The sequence below is a fragment of the Xanthobacter sp. ZOL 2024 genome, from assembly GCF_052932325.1.
Genome location: NZ_JBRFIN010000001.1, coordinates 43,618 through 63,823, shown reverse-complemented (window position 1 = coordinate 63,823; position 20,206 = coordinate 43,618). Strand labels below are relative to the sequence as shown.

Sequence of the window (20,206 nt, the reverse complement as noted above, 5' to 3'; positions counted from 1 at the left end):
GCCAGAAGGAGCAGCGTTGCCCGGTTGTCCTGCCCGTAGTCGAGAGCAATTCGCGCCGGTAGAGGTGTTGCAAATAGGGGTTCCGTGGACATTTCTGCAATAAAACCCGCTAAGGGAAAGCTAAGTTGTTTGGGTTGAAACGGTTAGCGCGGATCGGCCTGAAGCGTTCGAGGGGGGCCGTCAATTTCGTTCCAGAGATAGTCGCTGGTGAGTGCGATATGGGCCCAGGGAAGCGGTGCGACCTGGGAGAGCAGTTCGGCGGGAATATCGATGCTCTGGGTGCGAACATAATCGACAGCGCGGCTGCGATAGACTGTGTTCCACAGGATATCCCTTCGGCCCGTGATGACCGCAATGGGGGCCGAAGGCTGACTTTGCTTGGTTAGAGTGTCAGCATTTCTCGCTTTGGCCGCCGCAAAGATATGGCTGCCATACTTTGTCAACAGGGCCTAATGTCGATTGGTCCTAGGCCTGACCCCGCCCATCTAATCATAAGACTTCCAGCCATCATGCTCACTCCAATCGCGAGGAGGAGGGGGCCGGCGAACTCCTCGGCCACTGTACCCGACGTCGAGGAAACCGATAGCAACATCAGGCTGAATTCTCCCCCGTGGGCCAGGATGACCCCGGTCCGCAATGCGGTCTGAAGCGCTTCGCCGAATAGTCGGGCGACGACGAAAACAATCAGCGTCTTTCCGCAGAGTATTATTGCAAGCCAGACCAGCACGGCAGGCCATTGAGATGGAAGGATCCAAAGTGGCAATTGAGTCCCGATACCGATAAAGAAAATCCCTACAAACAAGTCGCGAAAGGGCCGGATCTCGTTCTCGACAGCATGGCGCGCGTCGCCCTCGCCGATGATCATACCGGTCGCGAATGCGGCGAGCGCCGGAGAAAGGCCAGCAGATGTCGCGACGATCGTGGACCCAAGCGCAATGGTAAGTGCGAGGAGTTGGGCAAGCTCCGGATCGCCACGCAACGCGACCCAACGGGCAAGTACCTGCAACGGACCTCGGGCAATGAACAGAGCAGCAACCACTGCCGTTGCACTGGCGATGACCGTTATCACGCCATACCCTTCGGCGGCACCACTCATTGCATCGTGCAGAAGCAGGAACGCGACGGCTGCCAAGTCCTGAAACAGAAGCACTGCGATGGCCAAGCGCCCATGAGCCGATCCAAGAGCGTTCGCGCCTGCGAGCACCTTGAGGCACATGGCTGTGGATGACATCGCAACGGCCCCGCCGATGAGGATTGCGGAAACTGATGCGAGATCGAAGACCAAACTCGCTACCAACGAAACCGTTATCGTCGTGACTGAAACCTGTACAGCCCCAAGACCGAAGACATGCTTCCTGAGTGTTACGAGCTTCTCGAAGGAGAATTCCAGGCCGAGCGCGAACAGCAGCAGCACCACTCCGATTTCGCCAATACTGCTCAGGGCAGCGCTCTCCGCAATCAGGCCGAGGCCAGCGGGTCCAATGACTATACCGGCAAGAATGTAACCGACGATGCTAGGCACGCCAATCCGTGAACATATCGTCACGAGTACGAACGCGGCGCAAACCAACAAGGCCGCACTTTCGGCAAATCCAGTCACGCCATGCATGTTCTTCTCCTGATATCATGTCGCAGGAAATGCCAATACCTGTATACTCTAAACGTGCGACCGCGCCCACTGCGCTATCTGCGCGGCAGGCATTACACCGCTCGTCCTCGCGATTTCCTTGCCGCCCCTGAACAAGATCATGGTGGGAATGCCGCGGATCCCGTAACGGTCGGTGATCTGCTGTTCGGCTTCGGTATCGAGCTTGCCGAGACGGAACTGGGGTTCGAGCGAACGCGCCGCAGCCTCGAACTGAGGTGCCATCATCTTGCATGGCCCGCACCATTCCGCCCAGAAATCGACGAGCAGGGGCAGATCGGCATCGGCGTGTCGGTCGAAACTGGCGGCGGTCAGTGTGACTGGCCGGCCCTCGAACAGGGCGGCGCCGCAGCGGCCGCAGCTGGGGTTATCCGTCAGTCGTTCCTGCGGAACGCGATTGACGGAACTGCATTTCGGGCAAGCAACGGTGGGCATTCTGTTCTCCCTTTGAGTATCGTTTCGGAGGGGCAGGCAGGGCGGCGCCGTTCAGCGCGAGGTCGTGGCCCGCCGGGCCTCTCGGTGGCGGGGTTCGGGCAGGTATTCGACGCCGCCGCCCAGACGGCGGACGGGCTGCGGATAGAGGGTCATCAGCTCGAGTATTTCCTCGGGCATGTCGGTCCGCACCGGCAGCCCCATCTCGCGCGCCTCTTCCGCAGAGATAGGGTAGTCGTGCGTCCAGGTGCCGGTGGCCTGCCCATCAGCGTCGTGCTGACGCCCGGCGAGACCCACGACCTAATCGCCTATGACGACCTCATGGCCGAGCGCGACAGCGATCCCGGCGTGCTGCTCGGTGACAGGGGCTACGACAGTGACCGCCTGCGGCAGGATGCGCGCGACCGGGGGGCCCAGCCGGAGATCCCGACCAAGCGGAACCGCAAGGTGCAGCACAGCGTCAACCGACGCCTCTACGCCCTGCGTTCCCGCATCGAGTGCTTCATCAACCGTCTCAAGAACTGCCGCCGCGTGGCCACCCGCTACGACCACACCGCTTCCAGCTTTCTCGGCTTCGCCCTGCTCGGCTGCATCCGCTTATGGATCAGGTTCGTCCACGCGGCCTAATGGGGTGAAAAAGCATACACTCCTGAGCAAAGAGAGGGGCGCGACGCGCCCCTCTTACGCCCTATCCAGCGGTTTCAGAACAACTTGGACAGCTTTGCCTTGATTTCATCGAGCCAGCCTTTTCCGCCGCCTCCCCCAGCCGTCTTTTGCTTGACTTTCCTGAGTTCAGCATACAGGGGCTCAAAGTCCTTCTTCTTTCCATAGCCCAGCAGTTCTGCCATTTCCAACTGCTGCCGCGCTTCGTTCAAGAATGTCTCCAGGCGCTCATTGGACGCTTCGCTCCGCTGACCATCTTCTACCAAGGTCTCGGCGCGCTTCAGGAGCAGCCTGGCGCGCAGGGCGGGCAGCGGATGCACGCTGCGCGTCTCGACCAGCGTGCTGAGCGCTGCCTGCAGCGCGGCTTTGGCTTCTTCAATCTTGCCCTGATCGATCAGCGGCACGACTGACTTCACGGCTGCGGGATAGGACGCCAGAGGGATGTTGGTGACCGCGATCACGATTTCACTGGCCAGCAAAGCCAGCACGTGACGTGCCTGTTGCACCTCGCCATGTTTGAGGGCATCCAGCGCCTCGTCGGTCATCGCCTCAATGGTTTCCGTGTTGGCGAACAAGTCGTGCACGATGGTGCGCACATCAACGGGGGCCAGGGCGAGCGTGGGTTCGCGCGCAACGATCAGCTCCAGCTTTCCCGTCACTTCGGCCAGCGTTGCCAATGCGCGTGCAGCGTCCTTGCCGTCAAGTGCGGCCAGCGCTGATTTGGTCAGCGCCAAGGCCGAGACGGCCTCATCGAGGACTTGTTTACGTTTGTCTGCCGCCTGCGAGTCCGTTTCCTTCTGAACCTCAGGCTGTACCTCCGTGACGACTTCAGGCTTGGCCTCTGGACTGACAGGAAGGCTGCTTACCGCGGCCTGTTCGTTTATTTCTTTGTTCGTCGCATTGGGATTCGATGTTTGCTCATTCATGGTGATATGCCTCGTATGAGTTAGTGAAAATAGGCGAATCTATTGGGGCTGACTGCGAACATCGCGAGACTGCCCGACCGAACAGTCGGCTCCTTCATCACCTCAAAACAGCTTTTGGAGGCGCGTCTTCAACTCGTCGAACCATCCCTTGCCGCTTTTGCCACCAGCCGACTTTTGCTCAATGGACTTCACCTGATCGAAGATGGGTTTGAAATCCGCCTTCTTGCCATAACCCAGGATCTGCGCCATCTCGATCTCCGTGCGCACGGACGACAGCAAGGTGCTGAGCTCCTCGTTCTGCTTGGCATCGCGCTTGTCGGTCTCGGCCAGCTTTTCAGCTTTTGCCATCGCGGCTTCAGCCCGTAGCACGGGCAGAGGAAAGGCGACCGAGGTCACCACCAGCGTGTTCAGTGCTCGGGCGAGTTCCGCCTTGGCGTCGTCGATCTTGCCGCTGTCGATGAGCCGTGCGGCCGACTTGATCGCTGCCGGGTACGTTGCCATCGGCAGGTTGTCGGTTTCGATCACGATTTCGCTGGCCAGATTGGCGACGATGGGCCGGGCCTTTTGCACCTCGCCATCACCCAACAACTCCCGAGACAACTCGACCGCTTTCTTCACCGTTTCCACGTTGGCGTGGATATCGTGGGTGATGACGCGTACATCGACCGGCGCCAAAGCAAGTTTGGCGTCGCGTGCCAATACCAGTTCCAGCTTTCCGCTGGCCAGTTCCAGCGCAGCGAGCGCCTCCTTGGTCTTCTTTGCATCAAGGAGTGTCAAAGCCTCCTGGGTCTTGGTGAGCGCCGTGATGGCGTCCTGAGTGAGCTCAGCACGCTTTTTTTCGGCTTCCCGGGCGGCCTTGTCATCTACCTGTGGCTGCGCCGCCTTGGATGCGGCAGAGGGTGCTGCAGCACCTGGGCTAGAACCTGCCGCCGATTGGGCCTGAGCCGGTCCGCTAAGTCCGACGACGACCGCCAGGGCAAGTGCGGAGAAGGTTGATTGGGGCTGTTTGATATTCATGATCTTGGGCTCCTAATTAAAGTTAGTTGACTGAGATTTCAATCTGTTTCGGTTTGGCTTGCTCGGCCTTGACAAGCCGCACTTCCAGCGCGCCGTCTTTCATCGAAGCCGTCACCTTGGTCGGATCAACGTTGTCAGGCAAGACAAAGTTGCGCACAAAGTGACCTGCCACTGAACTTTCATCCAGCGGCGATTAGAGTCTCGACCGTTTCTGTTACGCCGTTGGGCGCGGGTTGAGCAACGGGCGGAGACGCGAAGCCCTTATCGAGCGAAGCGTCGGAGCCGGTTGCGGTAAGGGTTCCGGCGAAGGCCGCCGGGGTCTGGTATCCGAGCGAGGAGTGCGGTCTCGCGGTGTTGAAGTCCTGCCTCCATTCGGCGATGGCGCTGCGGGCGTGGTCGAGGCCGAAGAACAGGCTCTCGTTCAAGAGCTCATCGCGCATCCGGCCGTTGAAGCTCTCGACGTAGCCATTCTGCATGGGCTTTCCGGGCGCGATGTAGTGCCACTCGACGCGATGATCCTTCGACCAGGCGAGGATCGCGTTCGAGGTGAACTCCGTGCCGTGGTCGGAGACGATCATGCCCGGCTTGCCGCGTCGGGAGATCAGGTCCGTCAGCTCACGAGCAACGCGGCGACCGGAGATCGACGTGTCCGGGATCGCTGCCAGGCATTCGCGCGTCACGTCATCGACGATGTTGAGCACACGGAAGCGCCGCCCGCAGGCGAACTGATCGTGCACGAAGTCCAGCGACCAGCGCGCGTTCGCCCTTGCCTCGACCAGGATCGGCGCCCGCGTGCCGACCGCGCGTCGCCGCGCCCGGCGCTTGCGCACCGTCAGGCCCTCCTCGCGGTAGAGCCGGTAGATGCGGTTGACGCCAGACGTCTCGCCCTCCCGCCGCAGCAGGACGAACAGGCGCCGGTAGCCGAAACGCCGGCGTTCGTTTGCGAGGTCACGCAGCTTGCCGCGCAACTCCGTCTCCGGCCCATGGAAACATCTCATTTCCCCGAGCGCATGTAGCTGGCCGTCATCCCGTCGTCTTTCTTGCAATTGTCACACCCGTCCACGCCGGAGGATCAGAGGCGGGGAAGGATTCGAGCGAGGCTTCGAGGACCGGATCGAAACTCTCCCTGTCGCTGGTAGACGGGTCGGCCGTGCTCTCATGCTGGACGCCTCTTGAGAGGCGGCGATCGGGGCGGAACGGGACCCGGAAGGCTCCCGGGGCATCGACGCCCCTGTGCAGCCGGTGGCGCGTCTCACCCGCCCAAGGGTTCGCCATCCGGGCTCCCCCAGCGTCCTCGCGCACGACATAATGCCAGTCCTGCCGCTCAGCGAAGTCCACAGCGCTGTCACGATCGGGGAACTTCAGCCGGATCGGGCGATAGGGATCGTCGCTTGCAGTCCATCCCATCAGCGGCTCGATCTGCGGCGGCCGGGACGGCTCGAACTCGAGGACCCAGTAGTTGGGCCGAGGCGCCGATGTCATCGCGGAACGGGCAGGACGGTAGATGATTGCCGTCGGCACGTCCCAGGATGGCAGATCGGTTCCGGGAATTTTCGGCGGGAATGGTGGGCGATTATGGCCGCGCATATCAGTTCTCCCGGGTGTCGGTGGATACGAGAAGGTGACGTTCGAGATCGTCGAGTTTTTCCATTCGCCTTGAGTTCAGGCGAACGGCGCGTTCGGTGTTCTGCGAAGGAAAGGCAGCAGCGTGCAGGACGTCCGACCGCATCGCTATCGTGAGATCGGCGACGGCATTCATCACGCCCTCTCCGTCCCCATCCGAGAGCGTGCCGTCAGCAAAACCGGACTGCAAGCTCTCCAGTACCTGCTCGAAGCTGGACACAACCCCTGCACTCGCGACCACAGCCAGCTTGTGGCTGAGAACACGCAGTTCATCGATCAGCTTCGCATCGTGCCTTGCGGTTTCCACGATCTCTGCGACCTTCTCGATGCAGGCCATGTAAATGTCGCATTGCTGCTGGAGGATGATGACCCTTCCTTCCTTGCGAAGCTCGAGATCGGTCTGGCGATTGAGAAGCGCCGCGGTCAGAATGATCGTCACGACAGCGCCGAGGAAGATGAGCGTCATCTCCTGCGCGAAAGGCAGTGTGTCTTCGGCAAGATACATCGAACGAAAAACGAAAACGATGCCGATGCCCAAGGCAGCGGCCGCAGCAGCAAATGCCAAGTCAGGCAGGCGGTTCGACATCAGCACCTCGCATTTCGGTGTCAGGTGGCATGCACGGCTTTGCATCGGCGTCCGGCGCCTCTGCGACCCGGTGCCGCAGGAAGATTGGCGTCGGACCGCTGCCGAACGGATTGAAGCCGGTGCTCAGGCAACGGTCGAAGATCGTTTCGTCCCATCGGGTGAAATCGTGCTCCTCGCCGGCAAGTCGCCCGTCATCCACCACAGGGCACCTCACGCCTTTGCCGATGGGGGAGCGTCATCGAAGGCCGCACCGTCCGAACGATCCGCCTTGCGAAGCCGTAGCCCGAGGAGGATCATCATCACCCCGAAGATCGCGGCGTAGAAGCCGATCAGCCAGCCGAGCGCGAGGAAGCTTTCGAGCGGGCGCGTCAGCAGCATCCAGGTCACGACGACACCGAGAACGACCGAGAGAAGGCCGCTCAGGATCAGCCAGATCTCGCCCTCGATTTCCTTGCGCAGGCGGATCGCTGCCGCGATCTCGAGGGCACCCGAGAACACGGACCAGAAGGCGATGCTGGCCCAGAGGAATGTCGCAAGCACAAGCGTCGCGACAAAAGGCGAGACAACCACGACGACGCCCGTGGCGATGCCCAGAATGCCGCTGAACATCAGCCAGCCCCAGCGTTCGCCCTTGCGGATGTTACGTATCGCGGCGACGAGGCCGAACACGCCGTCGGCAAAGGCGAAAGCGCCGAAGACCAGCGTCAGAGCAAGCAGCGACTCCGCAGGCATGAGGACGGCGAGAACCGCGATCACCAGCGCCAGGATACCGCGCAGCACGAACAGCCACCAGTTCCCGGACAGGCTGCACAGCATGTCCTGCATCGTGTCGGATTGGTTTGCAGATGTTGTCGTCATTGGTCCATCTCCTGTTCAGGTTTCAACTCAGTAGTACCGATTGTCTCCGCGCCGGCCAGGGCGGCCGCCACGCGGCGGCGGTCCTCGACCGGTTGAGGCAGACACTGCGTCCGGGCGATTTCCCTTTCCACGGGCGCGCGCCCCGATGCCTCGCCGATCAACCCGGCTTCGACCAGCGTGCCGCGCAGTGTCTCCGCCGCGTTCTCTGCAATCTTCAACACTTCCGCCTCAGTGAGACCCAGGAGGTGCGCCGTCTCCGCGATCGTGGCGTCTTCCAGGTACATCCGATACAGGACGCGGCGCTCGACCGGAGCAAGATCTGCGATAGCCCGGTGCAGTGCCATGGCGATATCATGACGATCCACTTCGGTCTCGGCGTCTGTGCCGCCGTCGTCGGCGATGAGGTCCTCCAGCATCAGCACTTCGTCGGGCTGGTAGAACTCGAACATCGCCTGATCCGCCTCGGTCGGATCCTCCGCCGGGGCCTCGGGTTCCGCCTCGATGGAGGCGGCATCCTCAGGCACGGCGCGGCGGGCGGCGCGGGATTCTTCCTCGATGGTCTCAAAAGCCAGCCGTTTCAGCCAGTCGCCGACGGAAAACTCCGAAGGCCGATCCTCGAAGCGGGCCAGCCCCTTGAGGATCGTCGCATCGAAGAGACCGCGAACGCTCAGATATCCCTCCGGTACCGATCCGCTGCATTCGAGATAGGTCAACTCGCGCCTGACGGTGTCATAGATCGTATCGAGATGATCCTCGATCAGGTCAAAGAAGAGCTGGCGCCGGTCCGCTTCCGCCGCATCCCGCGCGGGCGGCAGCGGGGCGCCGATCCGGCGCCGGCGGGCGGGACGCTTGTATTCAGGCTCGTGCTTGAGGCGCGCCACATGCCGATCGACCTGGTGGCGCAGGTCGGTAAAGGCCTTGCGCAGGACAGGCTCGATCTCGAATCCATCTTCCCGCGCCGCGATCACGCCCGACGGCAGTTGCAGGCGCAGGCTGACTTTGATGCGCGTCTTGCCCCTCGTCTGCGAGGCAACGACTTCGAGCCGGACCAGATCCTCGCGAAAGCGCGCAAGGTGCGGTTCAAGTTGCCGCACCTCTTCCTCGATGACCTCAGGCGCGCGCTGTTGGCCGTGCCGGTCGAGATTGCGGAATGATCTAATGACGTTCATGCCGTGGACCTTCCTATAACTCTCCGAAGAGATGGTCCGGCGCGACCGTCATCGCGCCGGGCCAGTCCCTCGCAACGTCACCCGGCGGATTTATCGTCCTTGGACTGCACCTCATCCTTGGCCTTGACCGGGACGTCGGGCGTCGGAGCGTCCGCCTTGTCTTCGGCAACTTTGCTGGACTCGTCGATCCCTGCCTTGGCCTGATTGTCCGGGTTGTCGTCACCGGTGTTTTTTGCGATCTTTTCGAACACGACCCTCTGTTCGTCTTCCGACCAGGCGACGCGGACCTTGTCACCATCCTCGATCCGCCCGGAGAGCATCTCGCGGGCCAACTCGGTCTCCAACTCCGACCGGATCAGCCGGCGCAGCTCGCGGGCGCCGAATTCGGGGCGGAAGCCGACCGCGCCGAAGTGATCCACGACGCTCACGTCGAATTCGAGTTCGACGCCGTGGCCGAGGGCGGTCCGTTTCACCCGGTTCAGCTGCAACTCGACGATCTGGCGGATTTCCGACTGGTTCAGCGAGTGGAAGACGATGATTTCGTCGATCCGGTTGATGAACTCTGGCCGGAAATGACCGCGCAACACTTCCATCAGCTCGGACTTCTGCTTTGCCTCGTCGAACTCCTTGGTGCCGCGCTTCTTGAGGTTGCGCTGGATGATGTCCGAACCGAGGTTCGATGTGGCGATGATGATGGTGTTGGTGAAGTCAACGACGCGGCCCTTGCCGTCGGTCAGCCGGCCATCGTCGAACACCTGAAGCAGGATGTTGTAGACATCCGGATGCGCCTTTTCGATCTCGTCGAGGAGCACGACCGAGTAGGGCCGACGGCGCACCTTCTCCGTCAGCTGCCCGCCTTCGTCGTATCCGACGTAGCCGGGAGGTGCGCCAACCAACCGGGCAACCGAGTGGCGCTCGCCATACTCCGACATGTCGATACGGATCATCGCATCCTGGTCGCCGAAGATCACCTCGGCGAGCGTCTTGGCCAGTTCCGTCTTGCCTACGCCCGTGGGCCCGAGGAAGAGGAAGGTCGCTGTGGGGCCGCGTCCCTCGCGCAGGCCCGCACGCGCCAGCCGCACGGCATCGGCCACCGCGCGGATCGCCTCTTCCTGGCCGATGACGCGCTCGTGCAGCTTCTCCTCGAGCTTGAGGAGCTTGTCCTTCTCCTCGGTGGTCAGCTCGGTGACCGGAACGCCGGTGATCTTGGAGACGATCTGCGCGACGTGATCGGCGCGCACCTCGGCGGTGGCGGAGGCCTGGTCGCGCTTCCAGATTTCCAGAAGCTCGTCCAGCTCCTTCTGCTTCCGCTCGAGTTCCTTCTTCAATTCCGCTGCCCGGTCGAATTGCTTGCGGGCTGCGGCATAGTCCTGTTCGCGCTTGATCTGCGCGACCTCGGCTTCGAGCTCCTGCACGTCCACGGGCCGCGCAGTGGCCGAGATCTTCACCCGCGCCGCGGCCTGGTCGATCAGGTCGATCGCCTTGTCGGGCATGAAGCGACCGGTGATATAGCGATCCGAAAGCTCCGCGGCGGCGATGATCGCCTCGTCGGTGATCGTCACCTTGTGGTGGCTTTCGAGCGTGTCGCGCAGCCCGCGCAGAATCATGATGGTCTGTGCGACCGTGGGCTCGTCCACATAAACCGGCTGGAAGCGTCGCTCGAGCGCCGCGTCCTTCTCGATGTATTTCTGGTACTCGTTGAGCGTCGTCGCGCCGATCAGGTTCAGCTCGCCCCGCGCCAGCGCCGGCTTGAAGGTGTTGGCGATGTCGAGACCACCTTCGCCACCGCCCTGGCCGGCGCCGACGATGGTGTGGATCTCGTCGATGAACAGGATCAGGCTGTCCTTCTCCTCGGTGATCTCCTTGAGGATCTTCTGGACTCGCTCCTCGAACTCGCCGCGATACTTCGACCCGGCCACCATCGAGTTGATGTTGAGCTCGACCAGCCGCTTGTCGCGCAGCGCCTCGGGCACTTCGCCCGCGACGATCCGTTGTGCAAGTCCCTCGACGATGGCGGTCTTGCCCACGCCGGGCTCGCCGATCAGCACCGGGTTGTTCTTTTTCCGGCGGGCCAGCACTTCGATCGTCGTCTCGATCTCGCGGGCGCGGCCGATGACGGGATCGAGCTTGCCATCGCGGGCGAGCTTCGTCAGGTCACGGCTGAACTGGTCGAGATCGGGGGTGTTCGACGGAGTCTCGACGCGGCCTTCCTCGGCTCCCTTGCCGACCACCTTCGTCACCTGCTGACGCAGCGCCTGCGGCGTCAATCCGTATTTGCGCAGGATCGACGCGGCCAAGCCGTCACCTTCCTCGGCAAGGCCGATCAGAAGGTGCTCGGGACCGACATAGGAATGGCCGAGTTCGTTCGAGGCGATGAAGGCCCGGTTCAGCGCGTCCTTCAGGCGCGGACTTACGCCGATTTCGCCTTCGGTCTTGGCGTCTCCACGCTTCGCTTCCTTCTCGACCTGGCGCCGCAGATCGTCCACATCGACCTTGAACTGTTCCAGGATCGTCTTGACGACGTCAGACGAGGTCAATGCCAGAAGCAGATGTTCGGTATCGACCTCGCTGCGCCCGAATTCCCCGGCCTTCTGTGCGGCATCCTGCAGCAGCTTGTTGCCCTGTTCGCTCAGCCGGTCGGCGATGGTGCGTCCGCCGCCGCGCCGCGATCCACGCCGCGGCGCGCCCTCGCCGAAAGTGGCGTCGACGACCCCGTCATCACCGTCGCCCATGGAGCCCAGCGTGCCGCCCCGCAACGGGCTGTCGCCAAAGAGGCTGCCGAAACCGCTGTCGCCGAAGAACTCGTCAAGAAGGGAATGCCGTCCGAACAGGGACTCCAGCGGCGAGGCGCTGCGGCCCGACCGGCGCACCATCTCGCGGTAATGCTGGTCGCAAAGCTCCATGTTCTGAATTCTGCCGTTCACCGAGGCGCGCACGCGCGCCGTCGCCGGGCGACCGCAAATATCGCAAGCTCCGTTTGCCATTTTTCCTCTCCGTTTCTTTATCCAGTCAGGGTTGTCCGCCGATCATCTGCGTCAGTGACGATGTCACGCAGCGACCGCTTCCGTTCTTTTCACCTTGGACCCAATTGCCACCAGATCGGGCTCGTCCAGTGTCTCGCGTTGCAGGAGATCCTGCGCCGATTGCTCGAGCAGCGCCCGGTTGGCTTCGAGAAGCGAGAGGGTGCGCTTGAACACGCCATCCACGATGTCGCGCACCTTCGCGTCCATCCGCTCGGCAGTGGCGTCGCTGTAGCGGCGGTTGAGCCAGGACGCCTGATCGCCGGTGCCGAGAAAGCCGGGCCGATCGGTGTCGTAGCTGACATGCCCGAGGTCTTCGTCCATCCCGTACCGCGCGACCATGGCGCGGGCGATATCGGTGGCCTTGACCAGATCGTCGGCCGCCCCGGTCGAGACATGATTGTAGATGATCTTCTCGGCCGCGCGCCCGCCAAGCAGGACTGCGATCTTGTTCTCCAGCTCCTCCCGCGTCATCAGGAAGCGGTCCTCGGTCGGGCGCTGGATAGTGTAGCCGAGCGCGCCGATGCCGCGCGGGATGATCGAGACCTTGTGCACCGGGTCCACCCCCGGCAGAGCCATCGCCACCAGCGCGTGCCCCATCTCGTGGTGCGCCACGATCTCGCGCTCGCGCGGGTTCAGAACGCGGTTCTTCTTCTCCAACCCGGCGATGATGCGCTCCACGGCATTGTTGAAGTCGTCCATCGTCACCGTATCGGCCTTGCGGCGCGTGGCGAGCAATGCTGCCTCGTTGACGAGATTGGCAAGATCGGCGCCCGAGAAGCCGGGCGTGAGCGCTGCGACCTTCTCGGCGTCCACGTCCGGGGCGAGCTTCACCTTCTTCATGTGCACGCCGAGAATCTGGATGCGCCCCTTCTTGTCGGGCTTGTCCACCAGCACCTGCCGGTCAAAGCGTCCGGCCCGCAACAGCGCCGGATCGAGAATCTCCGGGCGATTCGTGGCCGCAAGCAGCACGATGCCGACTGATGGGTCGAAGCCGTCGAGCTCGGTCAGAAGCTGGTTCAGCGTCTGCTCACGCTCATCGTGGCCGCCAGCGACCTGGCCGGAGGAGCGCGCCCGCCCGAGAGCGTCGAGTTCGTCGATGAAGATAATCGCCGGCGCGGATTTCCGAGCCTGCTCGAAGAGGTCGCGCACCCGCGCGGCGGCGACGCCCACGAACATCTCCACGAACTCGGAGCCCGAGATCGAAAAGAAGGTCACGCCGGCCTCACCCGCCACCGCGCGCGCCAGCAGCGTCTTGCCGGTGCCCGGCGGCCCAACGAGCAATATGCCTTTGGGGATATGTGCGCCCAGCTTTCCGTATTCGGCCGGGTTCTTGAGGAACTCCACCACCTCCTCCAGCTCGGCCTTGGCGTCGTCCACGCCGGCCACGTGAGCGAAACTGACGCCGGTTTCCTTTTCCATGTAAACCTTGGCCTTGCTGCGGCCGACCTGCATGAAGCCGCCAAAGCCTTGCCGCTCGGCGAACTTTCGGAACAGCAGCATCCAGACTCCGAAGAAGATGAGCGCGGGCGCCACCCAGGACAGAATCGTGCCGATCAGCGTATTCTGCGGAACCCCGGTGATCTCCACCCCCGAGCGGTCGATCCGCGCCAGGATCGCGGGATTTACGATTGTGGTGATAAACTGTCGCTTGCCGCCAATCGGCTCTTTGAACGTGCCGGTGATCGCGTCTGATCCGACCGCAACCGAGGCGATCTTGCCATCGGTTAGGTAGGTCTCGAACTGGCTGTAGGTGATGGGGGCGACCGACTGCCAGCCGGCGATCAGGTTCTGGATGAGGAGGATCGCAAAGAAGGCGACGATCCAGTACCAGATGTTGTATTCGGTTCTCTTCTCCATGCCGATCAGCCTTGCCTCTGCATCAGCCGCATCCGGATCCGCTCGAGCAGCACAAGCAGGACGTGCCGTTCGTCCGGGGACAAATCCTGCAGGATTTCATCTTCGAGCGCCGATTGCCGGGGCGCGAGTTCATCCAGCATCGCCCTGGCCTTTGGGGTTGCCGTGACGATCTGTAACCGCCTGTCGTCGGGTGACGGCGACCGCTCGACCCAACCGCCCTTGACCATGCGATCGACGAGCTGGCCCGTAGTGGCTCGGCCTACCTCCAGCCGCCCGGCCAGATCGCCGATGGTCAGCCCGGGCGAATCCTCGACATGCGCCGCCGCCATCCAGGACAGGCGGGTCAGGCCGCTGCCGCGGATGTCTTGGTCGATCCGCTGCTGGATGAGCTGCGCGACCCGGTGGATCGCCGTCCCGATCAGCGCGATGTCCGAAGAGATCATGGTTATCCTTCCGCCGATTGCATGGTATACAGGAGAAACCGCCCCCCATCCAAAACGCAATGCACCCATCATACATGCTTGCATAATAAATGGAACGGCCTATCTTGATAGGCGTTCTCCGAACCCACATCCGGCCGGCACCGTTGCCCGGTCCCTCCATGCCGACGGTTCGGGGGGTATCGATCAGCAACAGGAGGCCAGCAATGCTCTACCCGACATATCTGCGCCGCAGCGATCCCTTTGCGCTGATGCGCTCCATGATGCGCGATCTCGACCGCGGTTTCTGGCCGCCGTCCCGCGCGGCGTTCCCGGCGGTAAATGTCTGGCAAGGCCCTGAGGCCGTTGCAGTCACCGCTGAACTTCCCGGCATCGAACCGGGCGACATTGAAATTTCGGTCGAGGACAACGTCCTGACGCTTTCGGGCGAACGCAAGGCGCCCGAGGTTCCCGACGGTGCGCGCTGGCACCGCAACGAACGCGTTTACGGCAGGTTTTCCCGCACTATCCGCCTGCCGTTCGCGGCCTCGGATGACAAGGTCGAGGCGAGGATGACGAACGGCGTATTGCGGATCGTCATCTCCCGGCCCGAGGAAGAAAAGCCGAAGAAAATCGAGATCAAGGCAGCCTGAGAGGAGCTGGAACGATGAGCACCGACATCACGCAAGCCGCCGAAAAGACGCCGACCGACTCGCCCGAGACCACCGGCGGCGGACGCATCTACCGCCCGTTGACCGATATCGTCGAGACCGATCAGGGTGTCTCCATGATGCTTGAAATGCCTGGGGTCGCCGCCGATGCGGTCGAGATCACGCTCGAAAATCGTGTGTTGACGATCCGCGGCAAGATTGACCCGGTGCGGCCGGAAAACCTCGAACTTGCCTATGCCGAATATGGCGAGGGCGATTTCGAGCGTGCCTTCACGCTTTCCGAGGACTTCGACCCCAACAGGATCGAAGCCGAGATGCGTGGAGGTGTCCTCACCCTGACGCTCCCCCGAGCCCCTGAAGCGCAGCCGAAAAAGATCGCCGTCAAGGGCGCCTGAAAACCGAAGGAGACCATATCATGCAGATCAAAGACCTCATCCCCTGGGCGCGCAAGGACGGCGCGCCAGATGCCAAGAGCAGCCAAGACAACCCGATCGCGACGCTCCAGCGCGAAATGAACCATGTGTTCGAGAACTTCTGGAACCGTGTCGGTCATTTCGAATGGCCCTTTGGCAGCGGCGAAGCGAAATCCGACGTGGTCGAGACCGACAAGGCGATCGAAGTATCGATCGAGCTGCCGGGCATGGAGATGAAGGACATCGAGGTGACGGTCAACGATGACATGTTGACTGTGAAGGGGGAGAAGAAGATCGAGCGCCAGGTGGAGAAGAAGGGGTATTACCTGTCCGAGCGCAGCTACGGCGCGATCTACCGGACAATTCCGCTCCCTCCCGGTGTGGATGGCGAAAAGGCGCAGGCATCCTTCAAGAACGGGGTTCTGACGATCAAGCTGCCCCAGACTCCCGAGGCGCAGGCGAAGGTCAAGCGCATCGAGGTCAAGAACGGCTGATTTGCCACATTGGGTGTCGCCGGTTTGCGGCGTCCCCTCCGCTCCTTGCGATATCGCACCGTCTGGAGAAGCCCCGGGGAGCTTGTCTCTCCGGGGCGGCCTTCGAGAGGCAATCATGAAAGACTTGCAACGATCCGGGCTAACCCGTGAACAATGGTCGGCGATGACGCTCTACGAGAAGTTCGAACAGGTCGTCATTTTCGTCCTCAGCGCCATCATTGCGGTTATCGTCGTGGCGTCGGTTTGGGCGCTGATGCGCGAGGTCGTGAACCGGTTGGTCTTGGGAGCGTTCGACACGCTCGATTACGCCACCTTCCAGGTGGTGTTCGGAATGATCTTCACCGTTGTAATTGCGCTCGAGTTCAAGCGCTCCCTTCTTGTGGCGACAGAACGCAGCTTCGGCATTCTCCAGGTCCGCACGATCGTGCTGATCGCGCTCCTCGCGATCGCGCGCAAATTTATCATCCTCGACCTTGGCGAGACGGAGCCAGCCAAGATTGCCGCCCTCGCGGGCGCGGCTCTTGCGCTCGGAGCAGTCCACTGGCTGGTGCGCGATCAGGACCGGCGCGAAGAGCCCGGTGCTAAAAATGCCGAAGGCGATCAATGAGCCGAAGCGTTTTCGTTCGACTTGTTTCATTAACCTCTGCCGCACTCATCATCATAATTGTTTAGCAGAAATTTTTTATCATGCCGAGCGTTGCGCTGGGTCGGTTTGCCGAGCCGCGCGCCGTCGCTTCCCGCGGAGACTTGGCGGCGTTCGAACAAAGCACCATCACAGTTTTCAACGCCACTCGAGACAGTGCGTCTCCATCGCGTCAACCGAGCGTATAGTCGATCCCTAAACCCGGAGTGCCTATGACGGTCCGCGTGGGAACGGCTCGCGGTTCATTTGGGACGAACTCTAATCAATTTTTCGGCCCACTCATATGCTCTCTAATTGAAACCAACACGCTCTCGAACTCGGCGTCATCTCGTGTCCAAAAACGAGCGATTGCGTACAGGGGTAAAACTCCCTGTTCACAAATTATCTTGACATGATTTCGAACAAATAAGATATTTCGGACAGCCTATTCGGACGAAATTGACCTCATGCCACGCACCTTTGCCTATGTCCGCGTCTCCACGATCGGGCAGACCACCGAAAACCAGATTCAGGAAATCGAGGCCGCCGGCTTTCACGTCGAGCCGCGACGGATCGTCACCGAGACGGTTTCCGGCAGCACGGCCATTGTGCAGCGCCGTGGCTTTTCCCGGCTCATGGACAAGCTGGAGTCCGGGGACATTCTCATCGTGACCAAGCTCGACCGCCTCGGCCGTGATGCGATCGATGTCAGCACCACCGTCAGGACGCTGGCCGAAATGGGCGTAAGGGTCTATTGCCTCGCGCTCGGCGGGGCCGATCTCACCAGTTCGGCCGGTACTATGACCATGAACGTGCTCAACGCCGTCGCCCAGTTCGAAAGGGATCTGCTGATCGAGCGGACGCAATCCGGCCTCAAGCGCGCCAAGTCGGAAGGCAAGGCCCTCGGCCGTCCTTCGACGCTGAGCGATAAACAGAAGCAAGATGTGCGCGGCGATCTCACGACGGGGATGAGCGTTTCGGCGATCGCACGGAAGTTCGCGACCAGCAGGCAGACCATTATGCGGGTTCGCGACGAAGGTTCACGGTCCGTTCGACCTTAGCGTGTCTGGGGGAACAAAGCTTGTTCCGACCCCAAGACGCAGGGGCGTTGTCACGTTGTTCGTGGCTTAACGGTTGACGGATAACCGGACGTGATGAGCACGCCGACCATCAGCTACAAGAACCACCGTTTCCCACCGCATATCATCGCCCATGCCGTCTGGCTGTATTTCCGGTTCCCGTTAAGCCTGCGGCTGGTGGAAGAAATGCTGCTGGAGCGCGGCATTGTCGTGTCCTACGAAACGATCCGGCGCTGGGGCCGGAAATTCGGTGCGGCCTACGCAAAGCGACTGCGCAGAAAGACGCCGTCGCGAGAGGATATCTGGCATCTGGACGAAGTGGTCGTAACGATCGGCGGGCGAAAGCATTGGCTTTGGCGAGCCGTCGACCAGGACGGATATGTTCTCGACGAGATCGTGCAGACCCGTCGAGACACCAAGGCTGCCAAGCGATTGCTGATCAGGCTGCTGAAGAAGCAAGGCCTCGCGCCAAAGAGGATTGTCACCGATAAACTGTGTTCATACGGGGCGGCAAAGCGAGATGTGATGCCGGCCATTGAACATAGATCACACAAGGGCCTTAACAACCGTGCGGAAAATTCCCATCTGCCGCTGCGAAAACGAGAACGAGTGATGCAGGGCTTCCGATCCGTCGGCAGTCTGCAACAATTTGTCCCCGTATTTTCAGCGGTTAGAAATCATTTTGTCCCGTCGCATCAAAAACACTCCGCCCTCGCCACCCACATTCATCGGATCCGCGCCATGGCGCACTGGAAGGCCGTGACCGGCGCAACTGCCTGAGTTTAACTGAAAGCGCTTCGTCCGGCCTCAATCGAACAACGTGACAACGCCGTTCGATCAGGACACGATCCTCGATATCCAGGAACACTTCACCGATACGGGCGGTGCAAGCGACCATGTCTTCGGACTGTTCGCCCTAATCGGCAAACGCTTTGCGCCTCGGCTGCGCAACCTCAAGGACCGGAAATTCCACACATTCGAGAAAGGCGATGCATACTCGGCGCTGTCGAACCACATCGGGGCACCTATCGACGCCACTCTGATTCTCGACCATTGGGACGATCTGCTCCATCTGGCAGCGTCGATCACGACGCGCGCCGTGGTGCCGTCCACGATCCTGAAGAAGCTGTCAGTATCCTCGAAGGGAAGCCAGCTCGCAAAGGCGCTGCGGGAACTTGGCCGGATCGAGCGATCGCTGTTCATGATCGAATGGTATTTGAGTCCAGCGCTGCGCCGGCGCTGCCAGGCCGGCCTCAACAAGGGCGAGGCAGCGCATAAGCTGAAGCGCGCCGTCTTCTTCCACGAGCGCGGAGAGATCCGGGACCGATCGTTCGAAAGCCAAGCCTTCCGCGCGTCCGGCCTCAACCTCGTCGTCAGCGCGATCGTACACTGGAATACGGTCTATATCGAACGAGCCGTCTCCCACTTGCGCAGCGTGCGTCGCGAGATTCCGGATCATCTGCTCAAGCACATCTCCCCGCTGAGCTGGGAGCATATCAATCTGACAGGCATCTATGACCTGAGACCCTGATCCTCCTCCAGATTTAGGTAGAGTCCGTCGATCATGGAGACGGACGATGCGAGCCTCACGGTTCTCAGAGGAACAGATTATCGGGATGCTTAAGGAGCAGGAGGCGGGCGCGAAGACCGCTGACGTCTGCCGCAAGCACGGCATCTCCTCGGCGACCTTTTACAAGTTCAAGGCCAAGTACGGGGGCATGGATGTGTCCGATGCCCGGCGGCTGAAGGCGCTCGAGGAGGAGAACGCGCGGCTGAAGAAGCTGCTGGCCGAGCAGATGCTCGACAACGCGATTCTGAGGGATGTCAGCTCAAAAAAATGGTGACGCCCGATGCAAGGCGCAAAGCCGTGGTTCATGCCTGTGCCGTGCACGGGGTGAGCCAGCGTCGGGCGTGTCAGGCGCTGGGCGTCGATCGCACCAGCGTGCGCTACCGAAGTGTGCGCCCCGACGATGCAAGTCTGCGGGAGGCCATGCGGGCTGTGGCCGGCGAACGCCGCCGCTTCGGCTATAGGCGCCTCCACATCATGCTGAAGCGCCAGGGCATCATCATGAACCAGAAGAAGCTGCGCCGGCTCTACCGGGAGGAGAAGCTTCAGGTGCGTCGGCGCGGAGGACGCAAGCGAGCGCTCGGCACGAGGCGCCCTATCCTGGTGCCGGATCGGATCAATGTCCGCTGGAGCCTCGATTTCGTGTCGGATGCCTTCACCGACGGTCGGCGCTTCCGGGTACTGGCCGTGGTCGACGACTTCAGCCGGGAGTGCCTGGCGCTGGTCGCCGACACCTCGCTCTCGGGACTTCGGGTGACACGCGAACTCGATGCGCTGCTCGCCATCCGGGGCAGGCCTGCGACCATCGTTTCCGACAACGGCACCGAGCTGACCTCGATGGCCGTTCTCAAATGGTGCCAGCAGAGCGGCGTCGAATGGCACTACATCGCTCCCGGCAAGCCGATGCAGAACGGCTTCGTCGAGAGCTTCAACGGCCGGTTCCGGGACGAGTGCTTGAACGAGACCCTATTCTCGAGCCTGGGCCAAGCCCGTGCCGCAATCGCCTCGTGGAAGGAGGACTACAATGTAAACCGCCCTCATTCAGCTCTCGGCAATCGATCCCCCGCCGAGTTCGCGGCAACAATCCCATTGGAAACCCAGGCCGCCTAAGGCCAAAAATCAACCCAAGGACTCTCTCCTAA

The 20,206-nt window shown here is 61.7% G+C and carries 18 protein-coding genes and 7 pseudogenes; 9 read left to right on the top strand and 16 right to left on the bottom strand.

Annotated features, from left to right (window positions below; translation table 11 throughout):
- Positions 1-109 precede the first annotated feature (109 nt).
- From ACU4E7_RS22800 to ACU4E7_RS22785, 4 genes and pseudogenes are all read right to left on the bottom strand, one after another.
- Positions 110-329: pseudogene (locus ACU4E7_RS22800) on the bottom strand (Tn3 family transposase); the annotation flags it as partial.
- Between the two features lie 110 nt (positions 330-439).
- Complete coding sequence (locus ACU4E7_RS22795) at positions 440-1,609, bottom strand: cation:proton antiporter domain-containing protein (RefSeq protein ID WP_447021712.1); 1,170 nt, start codon at positions 1,607-1,609, stop codon at positions 440-442.
- A 48-nt stretch (positions 1,610-1,657) separates the two neighbouring features.
- Complete coding sequence (gene trxC / locus ACU4E7_RS22790; RefSeq protein ID WP_011982916.1) at positions 1,658-2,080, bottom strand: thioredoxin TrxC; 423 nt, start codon at positions 2,078-2,080, stop codon at positions 1,658-1,660.
- Between the two features lie 51 nt (positions 2,081-2,131).
- Positions 2,132-2,335, bottom strand: a pseudogene (locus ACU4E7_RS22785) (SDH family Clp fold serine proteinase); the annotation flags it as partial.
- Between ACU4E7_RS22785 and ACU4E7_RS22780 the strand changes: the two are divergent.
- Positions 2,315-2,704: pseudogene (locus ACU4E7_RS22780) on the top strand (IS5 family transposase); the annotation flags it as partial. The pseudogenes ACU4E7_RS22785 and ACU4E7_RS22780 sit on opposite strands and share 21 nt — an antisense overlap.
- Positions 2,705-2,778: 74 nt before the next feature.
- Here the strand turns inward: ACU4E7_RS22780 and yfdX2 are convergent.
- The 12 genes and pseudogenes from yfdX2 to ACU4E7_RS22720 form a co-directional block, all read right to left on the bottom strand.
- Positions 2,779-3,666 (bottom strand): heat resistance protein YfdX2, encoded by an 888-nt coding sequence (yfdX2, locus tag ACU4E7_RS22775; RefSeq protein WP_447021711.1) that lies wholly within the window; start codon positions 3,664-3,666, stop codon positions 2,779-2,781.
- Between the two features lie 102 nt (positions 3,667-3,768).
- Positions 3,769-4,683, bottom strand: a complete 915-nt coding sequence (gene yfdX1 / locus ACU4E7_RS22770) for a heat resistance protein YfdX1 (protein WP_128094963.1) — start codon at positions 4,681-4,683, stop codon at positions 3,769-3,771.
- A 22-nt stretch (positions 4,684-4,705) separates the two neighbouring features.
- Positions 4,706-4,849 (bottom strand): annotated as a pseudogene (locus tag ACU4E7_RS22765) (Hsp20/alpha crystallin family protein); the annotation flags it as partial.
- A 13-nt stretch (positions 4,850-4,862) separates the two neighbouring features.
- Positions 4,863-5,660, bottom strand: a pseudogene (locus tag ACU4E7_RS22760) (IS3 family transposase); the annotation flags it as partial.
- A 46-nt stretch (positions 5,661-5,706) separates the two neighbouring features.
- Positions 5,707-6,270, bottom strand: a complete 564-nt coding sequence (locus tag ACU4E7_RS22755; protein ID WP_447021710.1) for an NADH dehydrogenase ubiquinone Fe-S protein 4 — start codon at positions 6,268-6,270, stop codon at positions 5,707-5,709.
- Position 6,271: 1 nt separating this feature from the next.
- Positions 6,272-6,892, bottom strand: coding sequence for a hypothetical protein (locus ACU4E7_RS22750; protein ID WP_447021709.1), 621 nt, complete (start codon positions 6,890-6,892; stop codon positions 6,272-6,274).
- Positions 6,873-7,094: a hypothetical protein gene (locus ACU4E7_RS22745; RefSeq protein WP_447021708.1), complete on the bottom strand. Its 222-nt coding sequence runs from the start codon at positions 7,092-7,094 to the stop codon at positions 6,873-6,875. Before ACU4E7_RS22745 ends, ACU4E7_RS22750 begins: the two co-directional genes overlap by 20 nt.
- 8 nt (positions 7,095-7,102) lie before the next feature.
- Positions 7,103-7,750, bottom strand: a complete 648-nt coding sequence (locus ACU4E7_RS22740; RefSeq protein ID WP_447021707.1) for an HdeD family acid-resistance protein — start codon at positions 7,748-7,750, stop codon at positions 7,103-7,105.
- Positions 7,747-8,919: an RNA polymerase sigma factor gene (locus ACU4E7_RS22735; RefSeq protein WP_447021706.1), complete on the bottom strand. Its 1,173-nt coding sequence runs from the start codon at positions 8,917-8,919 to the stop codon at positions 7,747-7,749. The genes ACU4E7_RS22740 and ACU4E7_RS22735 overlap by 4 nt, the downstream gene beginning before the upstream one ends.
- Positions 8,920-8,996: 77 nt before the next feature.
- Positions 8,997-11,903: an ATP-dependent Clp protease ATP-binding subunit gene (locus tag ACU4E7_RS22730; protein ID WP_447021705.1), complete on the bottom strand. Its 2,907-nt coding sequence runs from the start codon at positions 11,901-11,903 to the stop codon at positions 8,997-8,999.
- 63 nt (positions 11,904-11,966) lie between these two features.
- Positions 11,967-13,799: an ATP-dependent zinc metalloprotease FtsH gene (gene ftsH, locus ACU4E7_RS22725; protein WP_447021769.1), complete on the bottom strand. Its 1,833-nt coding sequence runs from the start codon at positions 13,797-13,799 to the stop codon at positions 11,967-11,969.
- A 5-nt stretch (positions 13,800-13,804) separates the two neighbouring features.
- Positions 13,805-14,242 (bottom strand): MarR family winged helix-turn-helix transcriptional regulator, encoded by a 438-nt coding sequence (locus ACU4E7_RS22720; protein ID WP_447021768.1) that lies wholly within the window; start codon positions 14,240-14,242, stop codon positions 13,805-13,807.
- A gap of 203 nt (positions 14,243-14,445) precedes the next feature.
- Here ACU4E7_RS22720 and ACU4E7_RS22715 point away from each other — a divergent pair, with 203 nt between their 5' ends.
- The 8 genes and pseudogenes from ACU4E7_RS22715 (at position 14,446) to ACU4E7_RS22680 (ending at position 20,174) form a co-directional block, all read left to right on the top strand.
- Entirely contained in the window at positions 14,446-14,871 is a 426-nt protein-coding gene (locus tag ACU4E7_RS22715) for an Hsp20/alpha crystallin family protein (RefSeq protein ID WP_447021767.1), read from the top strand.
- Between the two features lie 14 nt (positions 14,872-14,885).
- Positions 14,886-15,284 carry an Hsp20/alpha crystallin family protein gene (locus ACU4E7_RS22710; protein ID WP_447021766.1) on the top strand — a complete coding sequence of 133 codons (399 nt, stop codon included), beginning with the start codon at positions 14,886-14,888 and terminating at the stop codon, positions 15,282-15,284.
- Positions 15,285-15,304: 20 nt separating this feature from the next.
- The gene (locus ACU4E7_RS22705; RefSeq protein WP_447021765.1) at positions 15,305-15,796 is read left to right on the top strand and encodes an Hsp20/alpha crystallin family protein; all 492 of its coding nucleotides are present in this window, start codon (positions 15,305-15,307) and stop codon (positions 15,794-15,796) included.
- A 115-nt stretch (positions 15,797-15,911) separates the two neighbouring features.
- On the top strand, positions 15,912-16,403 hold the full coding sequence (locus ACU4E7_RS22700) for a phosphate-starvation-inducible PsiE family protein (protein WP_447021764.1): 492 nt from the start codon (positions 15,912-15,914) through the stop codon (positions 16,401-16,403).
- A gap of 482 nt (positions 16,404-16,885) precedes the next feature.
- Positions 16,886-17,479 (top strand): recombinase family protein, encoded by a 594-nt coding sequence (locus ACU4E7_RS22695; protein ID WP_003603269.1) that lies wholly within the window; start codon positions 16,886-16,888, stop codon positions 17,477-17,479.
- An 80-nt stretch (positions 17,480-17,559) separates the two neighbouring features.
- A pseudogene (locus ACU4E7_RS22690) lies at positions 17,560-18,277 on the top strand (IS6 family transposase).
- Between the two features lie 52 nt (positions 18,278-18,329).
- Positions 18,330-19,013: pseudogene (locus ACU4E7_RS22685) on the top strand (Tn3 family transposase); the annotation flags it as partial.
- 61 nt (positions 19,014-19,074) lie between these two features.
- Positions 19,075-20,174, top strand: a protein-coding gene (locus tag ACU4E7_RS22680; protein WP_447021763.1) for an IS3 family transposase whose coding sequence is annotated in 2 segments (ribosomal slippage) — positions 19,075-19,324 and positions 19,324-20,174 — 1,101 coding nt in all. Because the reading frame shifts where the segments join, the coding sequence is not laid out codon by codon here.
- The last annotated feature ends 32 nt before the right edge of the window (positions 20,175-20,206 follow it).

Coding starts and splice junctions, on each gene's coding strand:
- ACU4E7_RS22750 (WP_447021709.1), bottom strand. CDS start 6,892: ATGTCGAACCGCCTGCCTGACTTGGCATTTGCTGCTGCGGCCGCTGCC.
- ACU4E7_RS22720 (WP_447021768.1), bottom strand. CDS start 14,242: ATGATCTCTTCGGACATCGCGCTGATCGGGACGGCGATCCACCGGGTC.
- ftsH (WP_447021769.1), bottom strand. CDS start 13,799: ATGGAGAAGAGAACCGAATACAACATCTGGTACTGGATCGTCGCCTTC.
- ACU4E7_RS22695 (WP_003603269.1), top strand. CDS start 16,886: ATGCCACGCACCTTTGCCTATGTCCGCGTCTCCACGATCGGGCAGACC.
- yfdX1 (WP_128094963.1), bottom strand. CDS start 4,683: ATGAATATCAAACAGCCCCAATCAACCTTCTCCGCACTTGCCCTGGCG.
- ACU4E7_RS22705 (WP_447021765.1), top strand. CDS start 15,305: ATGCAGATCAAAGACCTCATCCCCTGGGCGCGCAAGGACGGCGCGCCA.
- yfdX2 (WP_447021711.1), bottom strand. CDS start 3,666: ATGAATGAGCAAACATCGAATCCCAATGCGACGAACAAAGAAATAAAC.
- ACU4E7_RS22755 (WP_447021710.1), bottom strand. CDS start 6,270: ATGCGCGGCCATAATCGCCCACCATTCCCGCCGAAAATTCCCGGAACC.
- ACU4E7_RS22715 (WP_447021767.1), top strand. CDS start 14,446: ATGCTCTACCCGACATATCTGCGCCGCAGCGATCCCTTTGCGCTGATG.
- ACU4E7_RS22710 (WP_447021766.1), top strand. CDS start 14,886: ATGAGCACCGACATCACGCAAGCCGCCGAAAAGACGCCGACCGACTCG.
- trxC (WP_011982916.1), bottom strand. CDS start 2,080: ATGCCCACCGTTGCTTGCCCGAAATGCAGTTCCGTCAATCGCGTTCCG.
- ACU4E7_RS22700 (WP_447021764.1), top strand. CDS start 15,912: ATGAAAGACTTGCAACGATCCGGGCTAACCCGTGAACAATGGTCGGCG.
- ACU4E7_RS22795 (WP_447021712.1), bottom strand. CDS start 1,609: ATGCATGGCGTGACTGGATTTGCCGAAAGTGCGGCCTTGTTGGTTTGC.
- ACU4E7_RS22730 (WP_447021705.1), bottom strand. CDS start 11,903: ATGGCAAACGGAGCTTGCGATATTTGCGGTCGCCCGGCGACGGCGCGC.
- ACU4E7_RS22740 (WP_447021707.1), bottom strand. CDS start 7,750: ATGACGACAACATCTGCAAACCAATCCGACACGATGCAGGACATGCTG.
- ACU4E7_RS22735 (WP_447021706.1), bottom strand. CDS start 8,919: ATGAACGTCATTAGATCATTCCGCAATCTCGACCGGCACGGCCAACAG.